This is a genomic window from Caulobacter sp. BE254 (assembly GCF_031457295.1).
Lineage (GTDB): Bacteria > Pseudomonadota > Alphaproteobacteria > Caulobacterales > Caulobacteraceae > Caulobacter.
Genome location: NZ_JAVDWJ010000007.1, coordinates 243,243 through 261,344 on the forward strand (window position 1 = coordinate 243,243; position 18,102 = coordinate 261,344).

Annotated in this window: 11 protein-coding genes and 2 pseudogenes; 7 read left to right on the forward strand and 6 right to left on the reverse strand. The window is 69.6% G+C overall.

Going from position 1 to position 18,102, the window contains the following annotated elements:
- Positions 1–280 precede the first annotated feature (280 nt).
- Positions 281–2,512: a S9 family peptidase gene (locus J2X41_RS15120; protein ID WP_310082836.1), complete on the forward strand. Its 2,232-nt coding sequence runs from the start codon at positions 281–283 to the stop codon at positions 2,510–2,512.
- A 156-nt stretch (positions 2,513–2,668) separates the two neighbouring features.
- On the opposite strand, the gene J2X41_RS15125 is transcribed toward J2X41_RS15120, so the two are convergent.
- On the reverse strand, positions 2,669–3,214 hold the full coding sequence (locus J2X41_RS15125; RefSeq protein ID WP_310082837.1) for an AAA family ATPase: 546 nt from the start codon (positions 3,212–3,214) through the stop codon (positions 2,669–2,671).
- Between the two features lie 310 nt (positions 3,215–3,524).
- A pseudogene (locus tag J2X41_RS25315) lies at positions 3,525–3,608 on the reverse strand (hypothetical protein); the annotation flags it as partial.
- Between the two features lie 510 nt (positions 3,609–4,118).
- Between J2X41_RS25315 and J2X41_RS15130 the strand changes: the two are divergent.
- From J2X41_RS15130 to J2X41_RS15140, 3 genes are all read left to right on the forward strand, one after another.
- On the forward strand, positions 4,119–4,901 hold the full coding sequence (locus J2X41_RS15130; protein WP_310082838.1) for a thioesterase family protein: 783 nt from the start codon (positions 4,119–4,121) through the stop codon (positions 4,899–4,901).
- A gap of 212 nt (positions 4,902–5,113) precedes the next feature.
- Positions 5,114–6,541 carry an amidase gene (locus J2X41_RS15135; protein ID WP_310082871.1) on the forward strand — a complete coding sequence of 476 codons (1,428 nt, stop codon included), beginning with the start codon at positions 5,114–5,116 and terminating at the stop codon, positions 6,539–6,541.
- Positions 6,542–6,639: 98 nt separating this feature from the next.
- Complete coding sequence (locus J2X41_RS15140) at positions 6,640–8,448, forward strand: VWA domain-containing protein (protein ID WP_310082839.1); 1,809 nt, start codon at positions 6,640–6,642, stop codon at positions 8,446–8,448.
- 72 nt (positions 8,449–8,520) lie between these two features.
- Here the strand turns inward: J2X41_RS15140 and J2X41_RS15145 are convergent, their stop codons facing one another.
- The 3 genes and pseudogenes from J2X41_RS15145 to J2X41_RS15155 all read right to left on the reverse strand — a co-directional run bounded on the left by J2X41_RS15145 (position 8,521) and on the right by J2X41_RS15155 (position 10,989).
- Complete coding sequence (locus J2X41_RS15145) at positions 8,521–9,744, reverse strand: acyl-CoA dehydrogenase family protein (RefSeq protein ID WP_310082872.1); 1,224 nt, start codon at positions 9,742–9,744, stop codon at positions 8,521–8,523.
- Between the two features lie 21 nt (positions 9,745–9,765).
- Positions 9,766–9,870, reverse strand: a pseudogene (locus tag J2X41_RS15150) (hypothetical protein); the annotation flags it as partial.
- A gap of 3 nt (positions 9,871–9,873) precedes the next feature.
- Positions 9,874–10,989 carry an acyl-CoA dehydrogenase family protein gene (locus J2X41_RS15155; RefSeq protein WP_310082840.1) on the reverse strand — a complete coding sequence of 372 codons (1,116 nt, stop codon included), beginning with the start codon at positions 10,987–10,989 and terminating at the stop codon, positions 9,874–9,876.
- A 135-nt stretch (positions 10,990–11,124) separates the two neighbouring features.
- On the opposite strand from J2X41_RS15155, the gene J2X41_RS15160 reads away from it, so the two are divergent.
- On the forward strand, positions 11,125–11,691 hold the full coding sequence (locus J2X41_RS15160) for a hypothetical protein (protein WP_310082841.1): 567 nt from the start codon (positions 11,125–11,127) through the stop codon (positions 11,689–11,691).
- Positions 11,692–11,695: 4 nt separating this feature from the next.
- On the opposite strand, the gene J2X41_RS15165 is transcribed toward J2X41_RS15160, so the two are convergent.
- Positions 11,696–12,628: a type II CAAX endopeptidase family protein gene (locus tag J2X41_RS15165; RefSeq protein WP_310082842.1), complete on the reverse strand. Its 933-nt coding sequence runs from the start codon at positions 12,626–12,628 to the stop codon at positions 11,696–11,698.
- A gap of 154 nt (positions 12,629–12,782) precedes the next feature.
- Here J2X41_RS15165 and pepN point away from each other — a divergent pair, with 154 nt between their 5' ends.
- Together pepN and J2X41_RS15175 are read left to right on the forward strand one after the other, a co-directional pair.
- Positions 12,783–15,386, forward strand: a complete 2,604-nt coding sequence (gene pepN / locus J2X41_RS15170) for an aminopeptidase N (RefSeq protein WP_310082843.1) — start codon at positions 12,783–12,785, stop codon at positions 15,384–15,386.
- A 175-nt stretch (positions 15,387–15,561) separates the two neighbouring features.
- Positions 15,562–18,096 (forward strand): ATP-binding protein, encoded by a 2,535-nt coding sequence (locus J2X41_RS15175; RefSeq protein ID WP_404979940.1) that lies wholly within the window; start codon positions 15,562–15,564, stop codon positions 18,094–18,096.
- The last annotated feature ends 6 nt before the right edge of the window (positions 18,097–18,102 follow it).

Genomic DNA, 18,102 nt, shown 5'->3' on the forward strand with positions numbered 1-18,102 from the left:
TTGTTTTTCCGCCGGGCGCGGGGGCGCTCCCCCCGTGACGCTTCGGCGTCGCGCGCAAAAAGAAAGCCCGGCCAAAAGACCGGGCTGAAAGTTATTAGGGAGGAAACGCCCAGGAAGGGCAGAGGCGCTCGGCGCCTCACGGGATCCTGTTAGCGCTAACAGATGCGTCATGGCAAGCGTTTCCTGCCCAGCGCGGCGAGCTGACGCACCTCGCGCACATCGGAGCGGGCCGGAACTTCCCTGCTGACAACGGCGACGCTCGCCTCTAGCGTCCCGCGCCATGATCAGACCCTCGCTCCTGGCCATCACGGCCTGCCTCGCGCTTTCCTCTCCCTTGATGGCGTCGCCGGTCCTGGCGGAAAAACTCACCCCCGAACGGATCTTCGCCGACCCGGCCCTGGGCGGCCCCACGGCCAAGGGCGTGGCCCTGTCGCCGGACGGCAAGCGCGTCACCTACCTGAAGGGCAAGCCCGAGGCGGCCAACGTCCAGGACCTGTGGGCGGCCGACGTCAAGGGCGGCGAGCCCTACCGCCTGATCGACTCGGCGGCGCTGTCGTCGAGCGGCAAGGAGCTGTCCGAAGCCGAGAAGGCCCGCCGCGAACGGGCCCGCGTCTCGGCCCGCGGCATCGTCGAATACAGCTGGGACGAGGAAGGTCGGTTCATCCTGGTGCCGCTGGACGGCGACCTCTATCTGGACAGCGTCGCCGATGGCAAGGTCACGCGCCTGACCGAGACCCCCGGCGACGAGGTCGACGCCAAGGTCTCGCCCAAGGGCGCCTTCGTCTCCTATGTCCGCGACCAGAACCTCTACATCAAGCCGGTGGCCGGCGGAGCCGAGAAGGCCCTGACGACGCAAGGCAAGGACGCCCTGTCGTTCGGCACGGCCGAGTTCGTGGCCCAGGAAGAGATGGACCGCTTCACCGGCTACTGGTGGAACCCCGGCGAGACCAGCATCGCCTACACCCGCGTGGACGAGAGCGGCGTCGACGTGATCCCCCGCGCCGACATCGGCCCGGGCGGCGCGACCGTGGTCGAGCAGCGCTACCCGCGGGCCGGCCGCCCCAACGCCGTGGTCGACCTGTTCGTCCAGAACCTGGCGACGGGCAAGATCGTCCAGATCGACCTGGGTCCGAACAAGGACATCTATGTCGCCCGCGTCGACTGGTCGGCCGACGGCAAGACCCTGTACGTCCAGCGCCAGACCCGCGACCAGAAGACGCTCGAGCTGATCGCCTACGACCCGGCCACGGGACAGGGCAAGACGATCGTCACCGACACCGACGCCCACTGGATCGAGCTCAGCGACGATTTCCATCCGCTGAAGGACGGCACGTTCCTGTGGTCATCGGAGAAGTCCGGCTACAAGCACCTCTACCGCTACGCCGCCGACGGCAAGCTGATCGCCCAGGTCACCCAGGGCGAGTGGCCCGTCGCCGACCTGGAAGGCGTCGACGAGGCCCGCAAGGTCGCCATCTTCTCGGCCTCGATCGACACCCCGCTGGAGCGGCGGATCTACGAGGTCTCCTACACAAAACCGGGCAGGCCCAAGGCCCTGACCCCGGCGGGTGGCTGGTGGACCGCCAAGGTCGCCGAGACCGGCGGCGCCTTCACCGCCGGCTACAGCGATCCCAAGACCCCGCCGCAGATGGCGCTCTACGACGCGACCGGCAAGCGGGTGCGCTGGATCGAGGAGAACAAGCTCGACGCCGGCCATCCCTACTGGCCCTACGCCGCCACCCTGCCCGTTCCCGAGTTCGGGACGCTGACGGCGGCCGACGGCGAGGTGCTGCACTACGAGATCCTCAAGCCGGTCGGCTTTGACCCGGCCAAGAAATACCCGGCCATCGTCTCGGTCTATGGCGGCCCGCACGCCCAGACCGTCAGCCGGTCCTGGCAGAAGGTCGGCGAGCGGCCCTATCTCGAGGACGGCTACGTCATCTTCAAGCTGGACAATCGCGGCAGCACCAACCGCTCGGCCAAGTTCAAGCGGGCCTTGGACCGCCGCATGGGCACGGTCGAGGTCGAGGACCAACTGGCCGGCGCCAGGTTCCTGGCCGGCCTGCCCTATGTCGACGCCGACAAGCTGGGCGTCATGGGCTGGTCGTACGGCGGCTTCATGACCCTGATGCTGATGACCACCCCGGACACCCCGTTCAAGGCCGGGGCGGCCGGCGCGCCGCCCACCGAATGGGGCCTCTACGACACCCACTATACCGAGCAGTTCATGGGCAAGCCGGACGAGAACAAGGACGGCTACGCCCAGTCCGACGTGCTCGACCGCCTGAAAAACCTCAAGCCCAACAGCCTCCTGCTGCTGCACGGCATGGCCGACGACAACGTCATCTTCGAGAACAGCACCCGCCTGATCGCGGCGCTGCAGAAGGACGCCATCCCGTTCGAGATGATGCTCTACCCCGGCGAGCGCCACAGCGCGCCCGGCAGCAAGACCAAGGGCCTGCACGTGCTGAAGACCCACCTGGAGTTCTTCGACCGGCAGTTGAAGGGTCGGTGATCGGCGGCGTCGTCCGTCGCTCTGAACCTGAACAAGGCTGTCATCCCGGACAAGGCCCGGAGGGCCGCCGATCCGGGACCGCCGGAAGCGCTTGCGTTCACGCGTCGGTCCCGGATCTTCGCGCTACGCGCTCGTCCGGGATGACAATCGTTTTGGCTATCGTTCCACTGGGAGGGGACCCAGCGCGTCCAGCACGAAGTCGGCCCGCGCGGCGACGCCCACCTTCGGCAGGATCGTCACCGCGTAGTCCAGCGCCGCATAGGCCTCGACCAGCCGTTCGTACTCGGCCCGCGCCGCCTCGAAGCCATGCGGCCGCTCGGGGTCGTTGACGAAGATCTCCGGCCACGGCGGGGCCAGGAACACCCGCCGATGGTAGCGGTGGACCCGACCGAGCGTCGCCAGCGCCGCCTCGCCCGTGGCGTGCTCGAGCGCCGCGGCCGCGTCGACCAGCCCCCGGTCGAAGAGCACCCAGCCCTCCCCGCGTCCGGCCGCCTCGCGGTCGGCCAGCGCCATGGCGATGGCCCGCCGGGCGAAGGCCGCCGCGTCGATCCACGGCAAGGCCGCGCCCTCACCCGCCTGTTCCTCCCGCACGATCCGCCGGCCGGGCTCTTCAACCACGGTCCAGCCGCGCGGCGCCAGTTCGGCCAGCAGAGTGGACTTGCCGCCGCCGGAGCAGCCGGAGATCACGACGAAACGGTCCAAGTTCGAAAGCCTCGAATTGCGGAGGGACATTACGGGGACGCGCACTCACGGCAAGACGCCCGCCGGTTCGCAGGGCGTTGGCTGTGAGTGCGTGTCCCCAACGGATCCGCCGAGTTTGGTGTCGAAGTCGCATGGCGCCGTGGGTGGCGTTGGGGACATGCACTCACCCTGAGGCGGTGGATCGATCCGCGAGGCCTTGCCGTGAGTGCACGTCCCCGGCTTATGCTCGGCGTTCAGCCAGCAAAGCCCCACGATTCCAACGCCCTGAACTTTCTCGACCCGTTTTGATCCTCACCCTTCCAGACCGCCCTTATCCTGGTCTCACCTCGTCGCAGGGAAAGGGCGCATGGCCAGCGACCGATGCGGCGGCGGGGGGCGATCGAGCGGGAAGCTCCGTCGGCGGTCCCTTGGGACCAAACCTCGCGTCTCTGGAGCCGGTCGGGCCTGGAACACAAAAACGACGTGGCGCGAGGGCTGATTGAGCAACAGGCGGGCGGTGACGCGCTCGCGGTCCGGGACCGGGGTTCGTTGACCTGGCCCGCCCGTCGGAGGCTTCAAGGCGGCGAGGCCCCAACAGGGCTCAGCGCCGCGGGCTTCCGGACAACGACCGCGCGGAGCGATCGGGCTTCGTCGAAAACGGTTACTACTCAAACACTCCGGACGATGTCCGGCGCTCCGCGCCCCTTTCCATATGCTCAGCGAGAGATCGCGTGAGGACGAGAGAGCGTGCCAAAGACCCCCTCAGTCGCTCCGCGACAGCTCCCCCAGAGGGGGAGCAACTGGCGCGACTAGATCCTCCCCCTGTGGGGGAGGTGGCCCGGAGGGCCGGAGGGGGCAAGCGGCGTTTGACTTCCGTAGCGAAAGAAGACGAACCTCCGCGCACGAAACAACCGAAAGCCCCAGCGTGACCTCCTACACCGACCTGATCGCCGCCATGGACCGGACCGAGGCCGGCTTCACCGCCCACGTTCCCGACGACTGGCGCCAGGGCCGCACCACCTATGGCGGCCTGTCGGCGGCCCTGTGCCTGGAGGCGGCGCTGCGGGCGGTTCCCGACGCCCCGCCGCTGCGCTCGGGTCAGTTCGCCTTCATCGGCCCGGCGGCCGGCGAACTGGCGATCCGCGCCGAGATCCTGCGGCGCGGCAAGTCGACCCTGTTCATGGGCGTCGACCTGGTCGGCGAGCAGGGCCTGGCCACCCGGGCGATCCTGACCTTCGGCGCGGCGCGCGAGTCGCGGCTGGATCACCTGGACCTGCCCATGCCGGCCACGATCGCCCCGGACGCCGCGCCCGACTTCTTCCCGGAGGGACGGGGTCCCAACTTCACCCAGCAGTTCGAGTTCAAGACCGCCGGCGGCACGCCCATCGGCCGCCCCGGCCCGCCCGATTTCCTGGTCTGGATCCGCCACAGGGACCCGGCCGCCCGCTCCCTGGCCGCCCTGGTCGCCCTGGCCGACGCCCTGCCGCCGCCGGCCATGACCCTGTTCCCCGAACGCGCCCCGATCTCGACCATGACCTGGTCGCTGGACGTGCTGGCCGAGCCAGTTCCCAGCGACGACGGCTGGCGCCTGATGAAAAGCCGGGCCGACACCGTGCGCGAAGGCTACTCCGCCCAGGACATGGCGATCTGGGACCGGGCCGGAACGCCGTTGATCGTTGCGCGCCAGAACGTGGCGGTGTTCATCTGAGGACTGGTCAAGTTGGGGGAAGACGCGTGATCCGGAAGACCTTGCTGCTCGGCGGCGCGGCGGTGTGCTTCACGCTGGCGGGCGCCCAGCCGACGCTGGCCCAGAAGGCCAAGCCCAAGACGAACTCGGAACCGCGAGTGGAGAGTATCGTCGTCACCGGCATGACCGGCGGGCCACCGCCGCCCAGCCAGCTCTGGGGTGATCCGAAGACCATGTCGTCGGCGTTCGAGACCGGCGTGCGGTTGAAGTTCATCGAACGCGTCAACCCCCAGCTCCACGCCGTCATCGCCCTGAACCCCCACGCCCTGGCCGACGCCCGGGCCCTGGACGCCGAGCGCAAGGCCGGCAAGGTCCGGGGTCCGCTGCATGGCGTGCCGATCCTGCTGAAGGACAATATCGAGAGCGCCGACGACACGGCCACCACCGCCGGCTCCCTGGCGCTGAAGGACAATGTCACCGGCCGCGACGCCCCGCTGGTCAAGCGCCTGACCGACGCCGGCATGGTGATCCTGGGCAAGACCAACCTGTCGGAATGGGCCAACATCCGTTCCAGCCACTCGATCAGCGGCTGGAGCGCCGTGGGCGGCACTGTGCGCAACCCCTATGTGCTGGACCGCAGCGCCTGCGGCTCGTCCAGTGGTTCGGGCGCGGCGGTGGCGGCGGGCCTGGCCCCGGCGGCGATCGGTACCGAGACCGACGGCTCGATCACCTGCCCGGCGGCGATCAACGGCCTGGTCGGCCTCAAGCCCACGGTCGGCCTGGTGTCGCGCACCCACATCGTGCCGATCAGCCACAGCCAGGACACCGCCGGGCCGATGACTCGCACGGTCACCGACGCGGCCCTGATCCTGACCGCCATCGCCGGCTCCGACCCCGCCGACCCAGCCACCCGCGAGGCCGACGCCCGCAAGACCGACTACGCCAAGGGCCTGTCCAAGGACGCCCTGAAGGGCGTGACCCTGGCCGTCGCCCGCTTCTACACCGGCTATTCGCCCGGCACGGACGCGGTGTTCGAACAGGCGCTGACCGACCTGAAGGCCCAGGGCGCGACCCTGGTCGAGGTCAAGACCTTCGACGAGGGCCCGATCGGCAAGGCCGAGGGCGTGGTGCTCTATACCGAGCTGAAGGTCGACCTGAACGCCTATCTGGCCTCGACCGACCCCGCCAAGGTCAAGACCCGCACCCTGGCGGACCTGATCGCCTTCAACAAGGCCACCCCTAAGGAACTGGAATGGTTCGGCCAGGAGAGCTTCGAGAAGGCGGAAGCCACCAAAGGCTATGACGATCCGGAATACATCAAGGCCGTGGCCGACGGCAAACGCCTGGCCGGGCCCGAGGGGATCGACAGGATCCTGAAGGAGACGGGCGCGGTGGCCATCGTCGCCCCGACCACCGGCCCGGCCTGGACCATCGACCCGCTGAACGGCGACCACTACGGCGGCTCGTCCACCACCCTGCCCGCCGTGGCCGGTTATCCGCACCTGACCGTGCCGATGGGCCAGGTCGGCGGCCTGCCGGTGGGCCTGAGCTTCATCGGCCCGGCCTGGAGCGAGGCGCGACTGCTGAACCTGGGCTACGCCTACGAGCAGGCCACCCATCGGCGAGTCGAGCCGAAGTTCCTGCCGACGGTGGCGCCATAGACACGGGGCCTGCGAAACGACGATTGGGCTTCGGCGATCACTGGTGCGATTGTTTTACACGTGTAATCATTCCTCGTCATCGGGAGAGGAACAAGATCATGGTCACACGCCTCCTTCGCGCCGCCGGGGTCAGCCTGCTGGCCCTGGCCGTCGCCGCCCCCGCCGCCACCCCGGGCCTGGCCGCCGCGCCGCAGGACGGGCCGGTCACCCCCGAAGCCTGCGCGGCCCTCGGCTTCAGCGCCCCGACCCAGGAGCAGCTGACGGTCTCGGCCAAGCGACGCACCCCGACCGCCAGCGTCCAGCCCCGTCCGGCCTTCATGCCGCCGGCCAACATGACGGCGCCGCCGCCCCTGCCGATCCCGCCAGTCCGCGAACGCTTCGAAAGCCCGCCCCCACCGCCGCCACCGCCACCGCCACCGCCACCGCCTAGCGTGGCCTACCAAATGGCGTCGCCGGTGATCTCCGGCCTGCCTCCGATCCCCGGCGACCGGGATACCGAGCGCTATCCGAACGCCGTCGCCAATCCCGTCAAGCGCGTCGCGGACGAGCCGGTGTCGACCTTCTCGATCGATGTCGACACCGCCGCCTACGCCAATGTCCGCCGCTTCCTCAACGAGGGCGCCGCCCCGCCGCGCGACGCCGTGCGGGTTGAGGAGCTGGTCAACTATTTCGACTACGGCTACGCCCGCCCGACCGCCCAGGAGCCGCCGTTCAAGCCGACCGTGGCGGTCGTGCCCTCCCCCTGGTCCAAGGACCGCCAGCTGCTGCACATCGGCGTCCAGGGCTACGCCGCGCCGCGCGCCGGCCAGCCGCCGCTGAACCTGGTCTTCCTGGTCGACACCTCCGGCTCGATGTCCGGACCCGACCGCCTGCCCCTGGCCCAGAAGGCGCTGAACGTGCTGATCGACCAGCTACGGGCACAGGACCGGGTGGCGATCGTGGCCTATGCCGGTTCGGCCGGGGCGGTGCTGTCGCCCACCGACGGACGCTCGAAGCTGAAGATGCGCTGCGCCCTGACCGCCCTGCACTCGGGCGGCTCGACCGCCGGCGGTCAGGGGCTGAAGCTGGCCTACGACCTGGCCCGGCAGAACTTCGACCCCAAGGCCGTCAACCGGGTGATCCTGATGACCGACGGCGACTTCAATGTCGGCATCGCCGAGCCGGCGCGGCTGAAGGATTTCGTGTCCGACCAGCGCAAGAGCGGCGTCTATCTGTCGGTCTACGGCTTCGGCCGCGGCAACTACAACGACACGATGATGCAGGCCCTGGCCCAGAACGGCAACGGGACGGCGGCCTATGTCGACAGCCTCCAGGAGGCCCGCAAGCTGCTGCGCGACGACTTCGACAGCGCCCTCTTCCCGATCGCCGACGACGTGAAGATCCAGGTCGAGTTCAACCCGGCCCAGGTCAGCGAATACCGGCTGATCGGCTACGAGACCCGGCTGCTCAATCGCGAGGACTTCAACAACGACCAGGTGGACGCCGGCGAGGTCGGTTCGGGCGCGGCGGTGACGGCGATCTACGAGATCACCCCGGTCGGGGCCAGGCCGTCGTCCGACCCGCTCCGCTACGGCGCCAAGCCCGCGCCGGCGACGGGCGGGCGCGAGCTGGCCTTCCTGAAGATCCGCTACAAGCTGCCAGGCGGCGCGACCTCCAAGCTGATCGAGCGCCCGATCGGGGCGGGCGACCTGCGCGCCAGCCTGGCCGCCGCGCCGGAATCCACCCGCTTCGCCGTGGCCGTGGCCGCCTACGGCCAGAAGCTGCGCGGCGATCCCTGGATCGACGCCGGCTTCGACTGGAGCGCGGTCACCGACCTGGCCCAGGGCGCGCGCGGCGAGGACCCCTACGGCCTGCGGGCCGAGTTCGTGCAACTGACCCGGGCGACCAAGGACGTGAAGGGGAGCTGAGGCTTGCCCCGTCGCGCCGTGCGCCGGACGGGGACAGGCCCATGGGCCTGTCCCCAACTCCACCCCGCCTGCTCACCGCCCGGTCGGCATGTCCTTGAACGCCACGTCCTTGTCGACCCGTACGTCCCCAGGCAGGCCCAGAACGCGTTCGGCGATGATGTTCTTGAGAATCTCGTCGGTGCCGCCGGCGATCCGCAGGCCCGGGGCCCACATCAGGCTCTGCTGGAACGCCGCCTCCATCGGGGCCAGGGACGGGTCGGTCAGGATGCCGTACTCGCCCTGGGCCTCGACGGCGGTGTTGGCCAGGTCCTGCAGCTGGTTGGCGGCGATGATCTTGCCGATCGAGCTTTCCGGCCCCGGCGTCTGGCCGCGCGACAGGGCGGTCATCGTCCGGAAGCGGGTGAACTTCAGCCCCTGGGAGTTGACGTACCAGTCGGCCAGCTTCTCGCGGAAGGCGGCGTCCTTCAGGGCCGGGCCGTTGGCGCCCGACAGGCCGCGGGCCAGCTCCATCACCTGGCGATAGTCCGGGCCGGCCGAGCCGCCGACCGCCAGGCGCTCGTTCATCAGGGTGACCAGGGCCACCTTCCAGCCCTCGCCCACCGCGCCCAGCCGCTGGCTGTCCTTGACCCGCAGGTCGGTGAAATAGACCTCGTTGAACTCGCGGCCGCCCGACATCTGGTGGATCGGCCGGCACTCGACCGCCGGGTCGCGCATGTCGATCCAGAACATGGTCAGGCCCTTGTGTTTGGGCGCGTCGGGATCGGTGCGGACCAGGACGATGCCGTAGTCGCAATAGTGGGCGCCGGTGGTCCAGACCTTCTGGCCGTTGATCACCCAGTCGTCGCCGTCCCTGACGGCCCGGGTGCGCAGGGCCGCCACGTCGGAGCCGCCGGCCGGCTCGGAGAACAGCTGGCACCAGATTTCCTCGCCCTTCACGGCGGGCGAGACGAAGCGCTGCTTGGTGGCCTCGTCGGCGAAGGCCATCACCGTAGGCACGCACATGCCCAGGCCGATGGTGAAATAGCCGTACGAGACCCCGGCCTTGGCCTCCTCCTGGCCGAAGATCACCGACTGGATCGGCGTGCCCCCGCCCCCGCCGACGGCCGCGGGCCAGGTGATGCAGGCATAGGCGGCCGCAGCCTTGCGCGCCTGCCAGGCCTTGGCCGCGGCCATGTGCTCGGGCGTGGTCTGCTTGGGCTCGCCATGCTCGGCGCGATGAGCGGCGGCGTTCTCGGCGAGCCAGGCGCGGGCGTTCTCGCGATAGGCGGCTTCCTCGGGGGAGTCGTTGAAGTCCATCTTGCGTCTTCTTCCGTGGGACCGCCCTCGTCCTTCGACAAGCTCAGGATGAGGGCTGCGGCAGGCTCGGCGATCGCATTCGAAATCCTCATCCTGAGCCTGTCGAAGGACGAGGATTTCGCGCACCGCCTAGGCCGCGTTCTTTTTCTCGAGCTCGCTCACCAGCCGCTCCTTCCAGAGCTTGGGCGATCCGGCCACCAGGCTCAGCTGCCGCGAGCGGCGGTAATAGAGATGGCAGTCGACGTCCCAGGTGAAGCCCATGCCGCCGTGAACCTGGACGCTCTCCTTGCTGGCGAACCAGAAGGCGTCGGAGGCGGCGATGCGGGCGGCGGCCGCGGCGGTCGGCAGTTCCGGCGCGTCGACGTTCAAGGCCCAGGCTCCATAATAGGCGTTGGAACGGGCGACCTCGTTCTTGACGTACATGTCGGCCATCTTGTGCTTCATGGCCTGGTAGCCGGCGATCACGCGGCCGAAGGCGTAGCGGCCCAGGGCGTATTCGCGGGCCATCTCCAGGCAGCGGTCGGCGCCGCCCAGTTGCTCGAAGGCCAGCAGCACCGCGGCGCGGTCGAGGATCGCCTGCACCAGCTCGAAGCCCCGGCCCGCCTCGCCCAGCCGTTCGGCCGCCGCGCCGTCGAAGGTCAGGCGCGCCACGCCGCGGGTGGGGTCCAAACTCTCCAGCGTCTCCACATGGACGCCGCTGGCCGTGAGGTCGACCAGGAACAGGCCGGGCCGCCCGCCCTCGCCGGCCAGCACGACGGCCAGGCCGGCCGCGTCGCCGTCGGTGACCGGGATCTTGACGCCCGTCAGCTTGCCGCCCTCGACCTTGGCCGAAAGCGCCGACGGCGTGATCGTCCCCGGCCCTTCTGACACCGCCAAACAGCCGATCAGCTCGCCCGCCGCGACGCGCGGCAGGATGGCGGCCTTCTGGGTGTCGGTTCCGTGGGCCATCACCGCCTCGGCCAGGACATAGACCGTGGAGGCGAATGGGATCGGCGCGACGGCCCGGCCCAGCTCCTCGGCGATGGCGCACAGCTCCACGCGACCCAGGCCAAGCCCGCCGTGCTCTTCAGGGATCGCCGCGCCCAGCCAGCCCTGCTCGGCCACGGCGCGCCACAGCCCGGCGTCGTAGCTGCGGGCCGGGTCGTCGAGCACGCCGCGCACCACGGAGGACGGGCAGCGGGCGGCGAGGAACTTGCGCGCCTCGTCCTTCAGGAACTTCTGGTCGTCGGAATAGTCGAAATCCACCTGGGCTTCCTCCCTGGCCGCTCTGGTGGCGACGTCGCAGGCACGATGAACGATCGTTCGCCCGAGGGAAAGATTGACCTCGCGTCAAGGATTTCAGGTTCTTATGGCCGTCCCGAACTCAGTGAGAACGCGTGCGTGGCCAAGACCGTCTTCCAGCGGAACCAGAAGGTGTGGGTCGAGAGCGTCGGCGCCTGGGCGACGATCGAGAAGATCGTGCCGATCTGGGCCAAGGGCTTCGACGAGCCGGTGCGCGTCACCTATGACGTCGGGCTGGGGCGCGAGTTCCAGGCCCACGAGCTTAGGGCGGAAGACCGCGTCGACGGCGACACCGATACGGCGACGGCGAACTGGCGCATCCTGCGGGCCCGCAACAAGTGGCAGCAGGAGAGCGACTGCCTGCACCACCCCTATCCCGGCACCTATCCGGTCGTGGTCACCGATCCCAACGACTGGGGCGGCTGGCGGACTCCGGGGGCCGAATACGACCGCGATCCGCGCAAGATCGAGTTCCAGGCCCGGCTGATCGCCGCCGCGCCGCAATTTCACGCCCTGGCCCGCCAGTTGGTCGAGCTGGCCGCCGACCATCCCGAGGACGCGCCGCCGGCCCTGGTCGCCCTGGCCCAGCGCGCCTCGGCGATCGAGCGAAGCCTGCACGAAGTGCCGGCCGCCGACGCCGCGCCCGGCTTGGTCGAGGCCGGCTGACCCCTTAGTCGAAGACGTCGGCGACCAGCGGGCCTGACTCCGAACGCGTCTTGAAATTCCCCTTCTTCCAGGCGCGATAGAGCACCGCCACCGCCACGCTCGTGCCGATCACCATGGCCGGGACTGACGCCTCCGGGCCGAAGGTCCCGCCGCTGAGCCAATTGGGCGCGCCGGCCTTGGGCGTGCTCAGATAAAGACTCTCCTGCACCGGGATGCCCGAGACTCGCGCGCCCCAGATCCAGCCCTGGGTGAAGTTCCAGGCCGCGTGCGCGCCAATCGACACCCACAGGCGGCCGGTCAGCAGGTAGAACGAGGCCAGCATCAGGCCCGCCTCCACCGCGATGGCGATCGCGGCCACGGGCGTGGCGTTGGGATTGGCCAGGTGCAGGGCGCCGAACAGGGCCGCCGACAGAGCCAGCGCCGGCCAGGCCCCAAAAGCCCGCATCAGCAGCCGCAGGATGATCGCCCGGAAGATCAGCTCCTCAAAGATCCCCGAGGCGAGGCCGACATTGATCATCGCCAGCGGCGAGGACGCCCCCGGTCCCGAGATGTCGTAGAGGCCGAGCAGCAGCAAGGCCGCGACCACGGCGCTGAGCATCGCCGCGCCGATCACGACGCCGATCACCAATTCGGGCGTGGCCCGCTTCAGGTCCAGTTCGCCAGGCCACCGCCCCTCGGCCAGCTTCACCGCCACGGCGTACAGCCCCAGCCCCACGGCGCTGAGCACCGCGACCAGGACGAAGCTGAGCGGCGTGGCGCTTTCGCCTTGGGCCGGCTCCCCGGCACGGCTGGCCACGGCGTAGAAAACCATGAAGACCACGAACAGCAGCCCGCCCCAGCCCAGCGCCCGCAGCCAGCGCAACGGACCCGGATGCAGGAAACGGCGCGAGCCGATGTCCAGGCCGACCGCCGTTGGTGAAACTTCCGTACGCGACATGAACCGGATCCCAGAACGCAGGCCGACCTTTGGCGGGTTCGCGCCGGGGTTCAAGTGACGAACAGTTTAGGTGACCGCCCGCCCGTCCGGACAAATCGACGATCGGGTCAAGTGCGCCCTCGCCCCGCTCCCCGTCCTTGCCTACATTGCGACCATGCGCACAGACACGCCCCAGCCGGTCCGGCTCTCGGACTACCGCCCGTTTCCGTTCCTGATCGAGACGACCAGCCTGGAGTTCCAGCTGGAGCCCGCCGCGACGCGGGTCAAGGCGACCCTGGGCGTCAAACGAAACGGCGGGACCGACGAGCCGCTGTTCCTGAACGGCGAGCGTCTGAAGCTGATCTCGGTGGCCATCGACGGCCAGGCGTTGAGCGCCAACCAATACAGCCTCGACACCGAAGGCCTGACGATCCACCAGGTTCCCGACGCCTTCGACCTGACCACCGAAGTCGAGATCGATCCGTCGGCCAACAAGGCCCTGATGGGCCTCTACATGTCCGGCGGCCGGTTCTGCACCCAGTGCGAAGCCGAGGGCTTCCGGACCATCACCTTCTTCCCGGACCGCCCCGACGTGCTGAGCCGCTTCACCGTGCGGATCGAAGCCGATGCGGCGTTCCCCTACCTGCTGAGCAACGGCAACCTGTGGGAAGGCGGCGAGGTGGACTCCAGCCAGCCGGACGGTCGCCACTACGCCGTCTGGAACGACCCCTTCCCCAAGCCCGCCTATCTGTTCGCCCTGGTGGCCGGCGAGCTGGACGTGCTGGAGGACAGCTTTGTCACCATGAGCGGCCGCACCGTGGCGCTGAGGGTGTTCGTGGATCCCGGCCAGGCCCCGCGCGCCGCCTACGCCCTGGACGCTCTCAAACGCTCGATGAAGTGGGACGAGGAGGCGTTCGGCCGCGAGTACGACCTGGACCTGTTCATGATCGTCGCCGTGCGCGACTTCAACTTCGGGGCCATGGAGAACAAGGGGCTGAACATCTTCAACAGCTCCCTGCTGCTGGCCGCGCCCGAAACCGCCACCGACATGGACTACGAACGCATCGAAAGCGTCGTGGCCCACGAATATTTTCACAACTGGACCGGCAATCGCATCACCTGCCGCGACTGGTTCCAGCTGTGCCTGAAGGAAGGCCTGACGGTCTTCCGCGACCAGAGCTTTTCCGCCGACATGCGCGGCGAGGCCGTCCAGCGGATCAAGGACGTCAAGGCCCTGCGCGCCCGCCAGTTCGCCGAGGACGCCGGTCCCCTGGCCCACCCCGTGCGGCCGTCGAGCTACCTGAAGATCGACAACTTCTACACCGCGACGATCTACGAGAAGGGCGCCGAACTGATCCGGATGCTCAAGACGATCCTGGGCGCCGAGACCTTCCGCAAGAGCCTGGATCTCTATTTCGAGCGCCACGACGGCGAGGCGACCACGGTCGAGGCCTTCATCGCCTGCTTCGCCGACGCCTCGGGCCGCGACATGAGCGACTTCTTCGCCTGGTACGAACAGGCCGGCACTCCGGCGGTGTCGCTGACCCACGCCTATGACGAGACGGCCAAGGCGCTGGAGATCACCCTGACGCAATCGACCGCGCCGACCAACGGCCAGCCGACAAAGCGCGCCCTGCCCGTGCCCGTGACCATCGGCCTGCTCGACGGCGAGGGCGAGGTGCTGCGTGACAGCGAGGTGGTCCTTCTGGACACGCCCGCCACGACCGTTCGCTGGGAGGGCGTGGAACGCGCGCCCGTGATCTCGGCCCTGCGCGGCTTCTCGGCGCCGGTCAACCTGACCACCGACACCCGCCCCGTCGACCGCTACGTGCAGTTCGCCGCCGACCCGGATCTGTTCAACCGCTGGGAGGCCGGCCAGACCCTGGCCCGGGAGCTGATTCTGGGCCGGGCCGCCGACGCGCCCAACGAGGTGGGCGAGGAGCGCTATGCCGACGCCCTGGGCAAGGCCCTGGTCGACGAGGCCTCGGATCCAGCCTTCAAGGCGCTGTTGCTGGCCCTGCCCACCGAGGGCGACCTCAGCCTGGCCGTGGATCCGGTCGACCCCGCCGCGATCCACGCGGCCCGCGGCCACCTGAAGACCGTCATCGCCGTCCACCTGGGCGACCTGCTGCGGCGGCTGCACGGCGACCTGCAGAGCGGCGGCGAGTTCTCGGCCGACGCCCGAGCCGCGGGCAAGCGCGCCCTGCGCAACGCCTGCTGCGACCTGCTGGCGGCCGACCCGCACGCGGTCAATGTCGAGCGGGTCGTCGGCCACTTCGAGAGCGCGGCTAACATGACCGACGCCATGGGCGGCCTGTCGGCCCTGGTGGCGATCGGCGGCGCGCCGGCTGAGAAGGCCCTGGCCGCCTTCCACGCCCAGTGGCGGCACGAGCCGCTGGTGCTGGACAAGTGGTTCGCCGTCCAGGCCCGCGACCCGGGCGAGGGCGCGATCGGTCGGATCCTGGCCCTGACCGCCCATCCCGACTTCGACGCCGGCAACCCCAACCGCCTGCGGGCCCTGGTCCAGGGCTTCTCCAGCGGCAATCCTGCCCGCTTCCACGACGAGACCGGGGCCGGCTATCGCTTCCTGGCCGACCAGATCCTGGCGGTCGACGGCTTCAACCCGATGACCGCCGCTCGGCTCGTCGAACCGCTGGGCGCCTGGCGGCGCTACGTGCCCGACCTGGGCGCCCTGATGCAAGAGCAACTGGAGCGCATCCGCGGCCATGCCGGTCTGTCGAAGAACGTCTTGGAGCTGGTTTCCCGCGCCTTGGATTGATGATCCGGCTCCCGCTGGCGCCGAGCTTGGGATGATTCTTCGGCGCCACAGTTGCGACTAAAGGGCTCATCTCCGGCCAAAACCACGGTTCGGCGGTGACGCGGCCCTTTGGCGTGCGGTAGATTCACCATGTCGGCGAAGTGACTCGCCGAGCGTTTCTCGGGAGTATTGGGCGTTGGAGCGTGGCGGGGCGAGAACCGGGAGGCTGGCGGGGGCCGGTCTTTCGGCGGCGGGCGCGGCCCGCTCGCGCGCCGCGCGGTCGCCATCCCAGGCCTATGTGCGCCTGGCGATCCTGGCCGCCCTGCTGCTGCTGGCCGTCTACACCGCCTTCGGGATCAGCCGGCTCAAGGACGAGGCCAATGCGCCACCTGGCGGCGCGGGTCTGTCCGCCCAGGCCAAGCTGGTCGCCGCCGCCGCCGAAACCAACCTGGCGGCCCAGCGGGCCGGTCTTTCGGCCGCTTCCGACCTGCTGCAGCGCGACGCCAGCGCGCCCATCGACGCGGCCGAGACCGCCCTGCGCGCCGCCGGCGGCGAGGCCATGGCCGTGGCGGTGGTCAGCCCCACGGACGTGCTGGCGGTCGCCGGCCGCGACCCTTCCGCCGACTGGAAGGCCGCAGCCCGAGCGGCCGGCGCCTCGGGCCGCAGCCTGTGGATCGGCGGCGGGACCACCGGCCGCCTCTACGTCGTCATGGCCACGCCGGTGGCCGGCGGCCGCGGCTTCGTCATCGCCTCCAGCGATCCTGTTCGCCTGGTCGCCGAACCGGCCAAGGGCGCGGTCAGCGCGCTGATGCTGGCTGACGGCCGGATCCTGGCCTCCAGCGGTCGGTCGATCCAGGGCGCGACCAATCTGCGCGAAGCCTTCTCGCTGTCCCTCGACGATCTGGGGCCGGGCCCATCGGCCCTGCGCGGCCAGTCGGTCGACGGCCAGACCCTCGACGTGGCGATCCAGCCGCTGGCCCAGGGCGACCTGCTGGCCGCCGCCGGCGCCCGGCCGCGCACCGTGGCCAATATCGATCGCCAGATCATGGAAGGCACGTTCTCGCTGCTGGCCCCCTTGGCCGTCGGCATCGCCCTGGCCCTGATGCTGATGCTGCAGAGCCGCCGGGTCGAGACCGCCCAGAAGGAGTTCGTCGACAGCGAGCAGCGCTTCCGCCTCGCCGTCGAGGCCGCCCGCTGCGGCATCTGGGAATGGGAGCTGGGCGCCGACCAGGTATTCATGTCCGATGTCACCGGCGCGATGTTCGGCTGGGGCGGGGGCGGCGTGGTGCCCGGCCAGGAACTGCTGGACCGCGTCTCGGTCGACCATCGCGACAAGGTCCGCCAAGCCCTGGCCAACGCCGCGACCTACGGGGCCTTCGACGTTTCGTTCCGGGTGCCGGCCCGCGACGGCGGGCGCGCCATCTGGATCGACGCCCGCGGCCAGGGCTTCGGCAAGCCCGGCGAGGACGGCTATTCGCGGATCATCGGCGTGGCGCTGGACGTCACCGAGGAACGCCTGGCCCAGGCCCGCGCCCAGGCCGCCGAGAACCGCCTGCGCGACGCCATCGAAAGCGTGTCCGAGGCCTTCGTGCTCTGGGACCGCCAGGGCCGGTTGTTGATGTGCAACCGCAACTACCGCAACGTCTTCAACCTCGAGCCCAAGCTGCTCAAGCCCGGCGCGCCGCGCAACGAGGTCAATCGGTTCGCGGCCCTGGCGATCAAGCAGGACCAACCCGCCCCCGACGGCGCCAAGGGCGTGCGCGAGGCCGAGTTGAACGACGGCCGCTGGATCCAGATCAGCGAGCGGCGCACGGCCGAGGGCGGCCTGGTGATGACCGCCGCCGACATCACCGCCATCAAGAACCAGGAAGAGGCCCGCCGCCTCAACGAGGAGCAGCTGCAATACGCCGTCGCCGGCCTGGAGCGCTCGCAGGAGCAGCTGGCCGAGCTGGCCCGCAAGTACGAGATGGAGAAGGTCAAGGCCGAGGGCGCCAACAAGGCGAAGAGCGAGTTCCTGGCCAATATGTCGCACGAGCTGCGCACGCCGCTGAACGCCATCAACGGCTTCTCCGAGATCATGATGAACGAGATGTTCGGGCCGCTCGGCGACCAGCGCTACAAGGGCTACAGCCTCGACATCCACAATTCCGGCCAGCACCTGCTGGCCCTGATCAACGACATCCTCGACATGTCCAAGATCGAGGCCGGCAAGATGAACCTGAAGTTCGAGCCGCTGAATCTGGAAGATGTCACCGAGGACGCCGTGCGCCTGGTGCGCAACCGCGCCGAGGCCGCCGGCCTGAAGCTGGAGATCGACTTCCCCGTCCTGCCCGAGGTCGAGGCCGACTATCGCGCCGTCAAGCAGGTGCTGCTGAACCTGCTGTCCAACGCCATCAAGTTCACCCCGCGCGCCGGCCGGGTGACCGTCCGCGCCGAGGTGCGCCGCGATCCGCTGGGCGAGCGCGTGCGGGTCTCGGTCACCGACACCGGCATCGGCATCGCCGCCGAGGATCTGGCCCGCCTGGCCAAGCCGTTCGAGCAGGTCGAGAGCCAGCACGCCAAGACCACCCAAGGCACGGGCCTGGGCCTGGCCCTGACCAAGTCGCTGGTCGAGATGCATGACGGCGCGCTGGAGATGACCTCCTCCCCGGGCGAAGGCACCACGGTCAGCTTCGTCCTGCCGATCAACCAGAGCGGCCTGACCTCCCTGCGCGACTTCGCGGCGGCCTGACCTTCG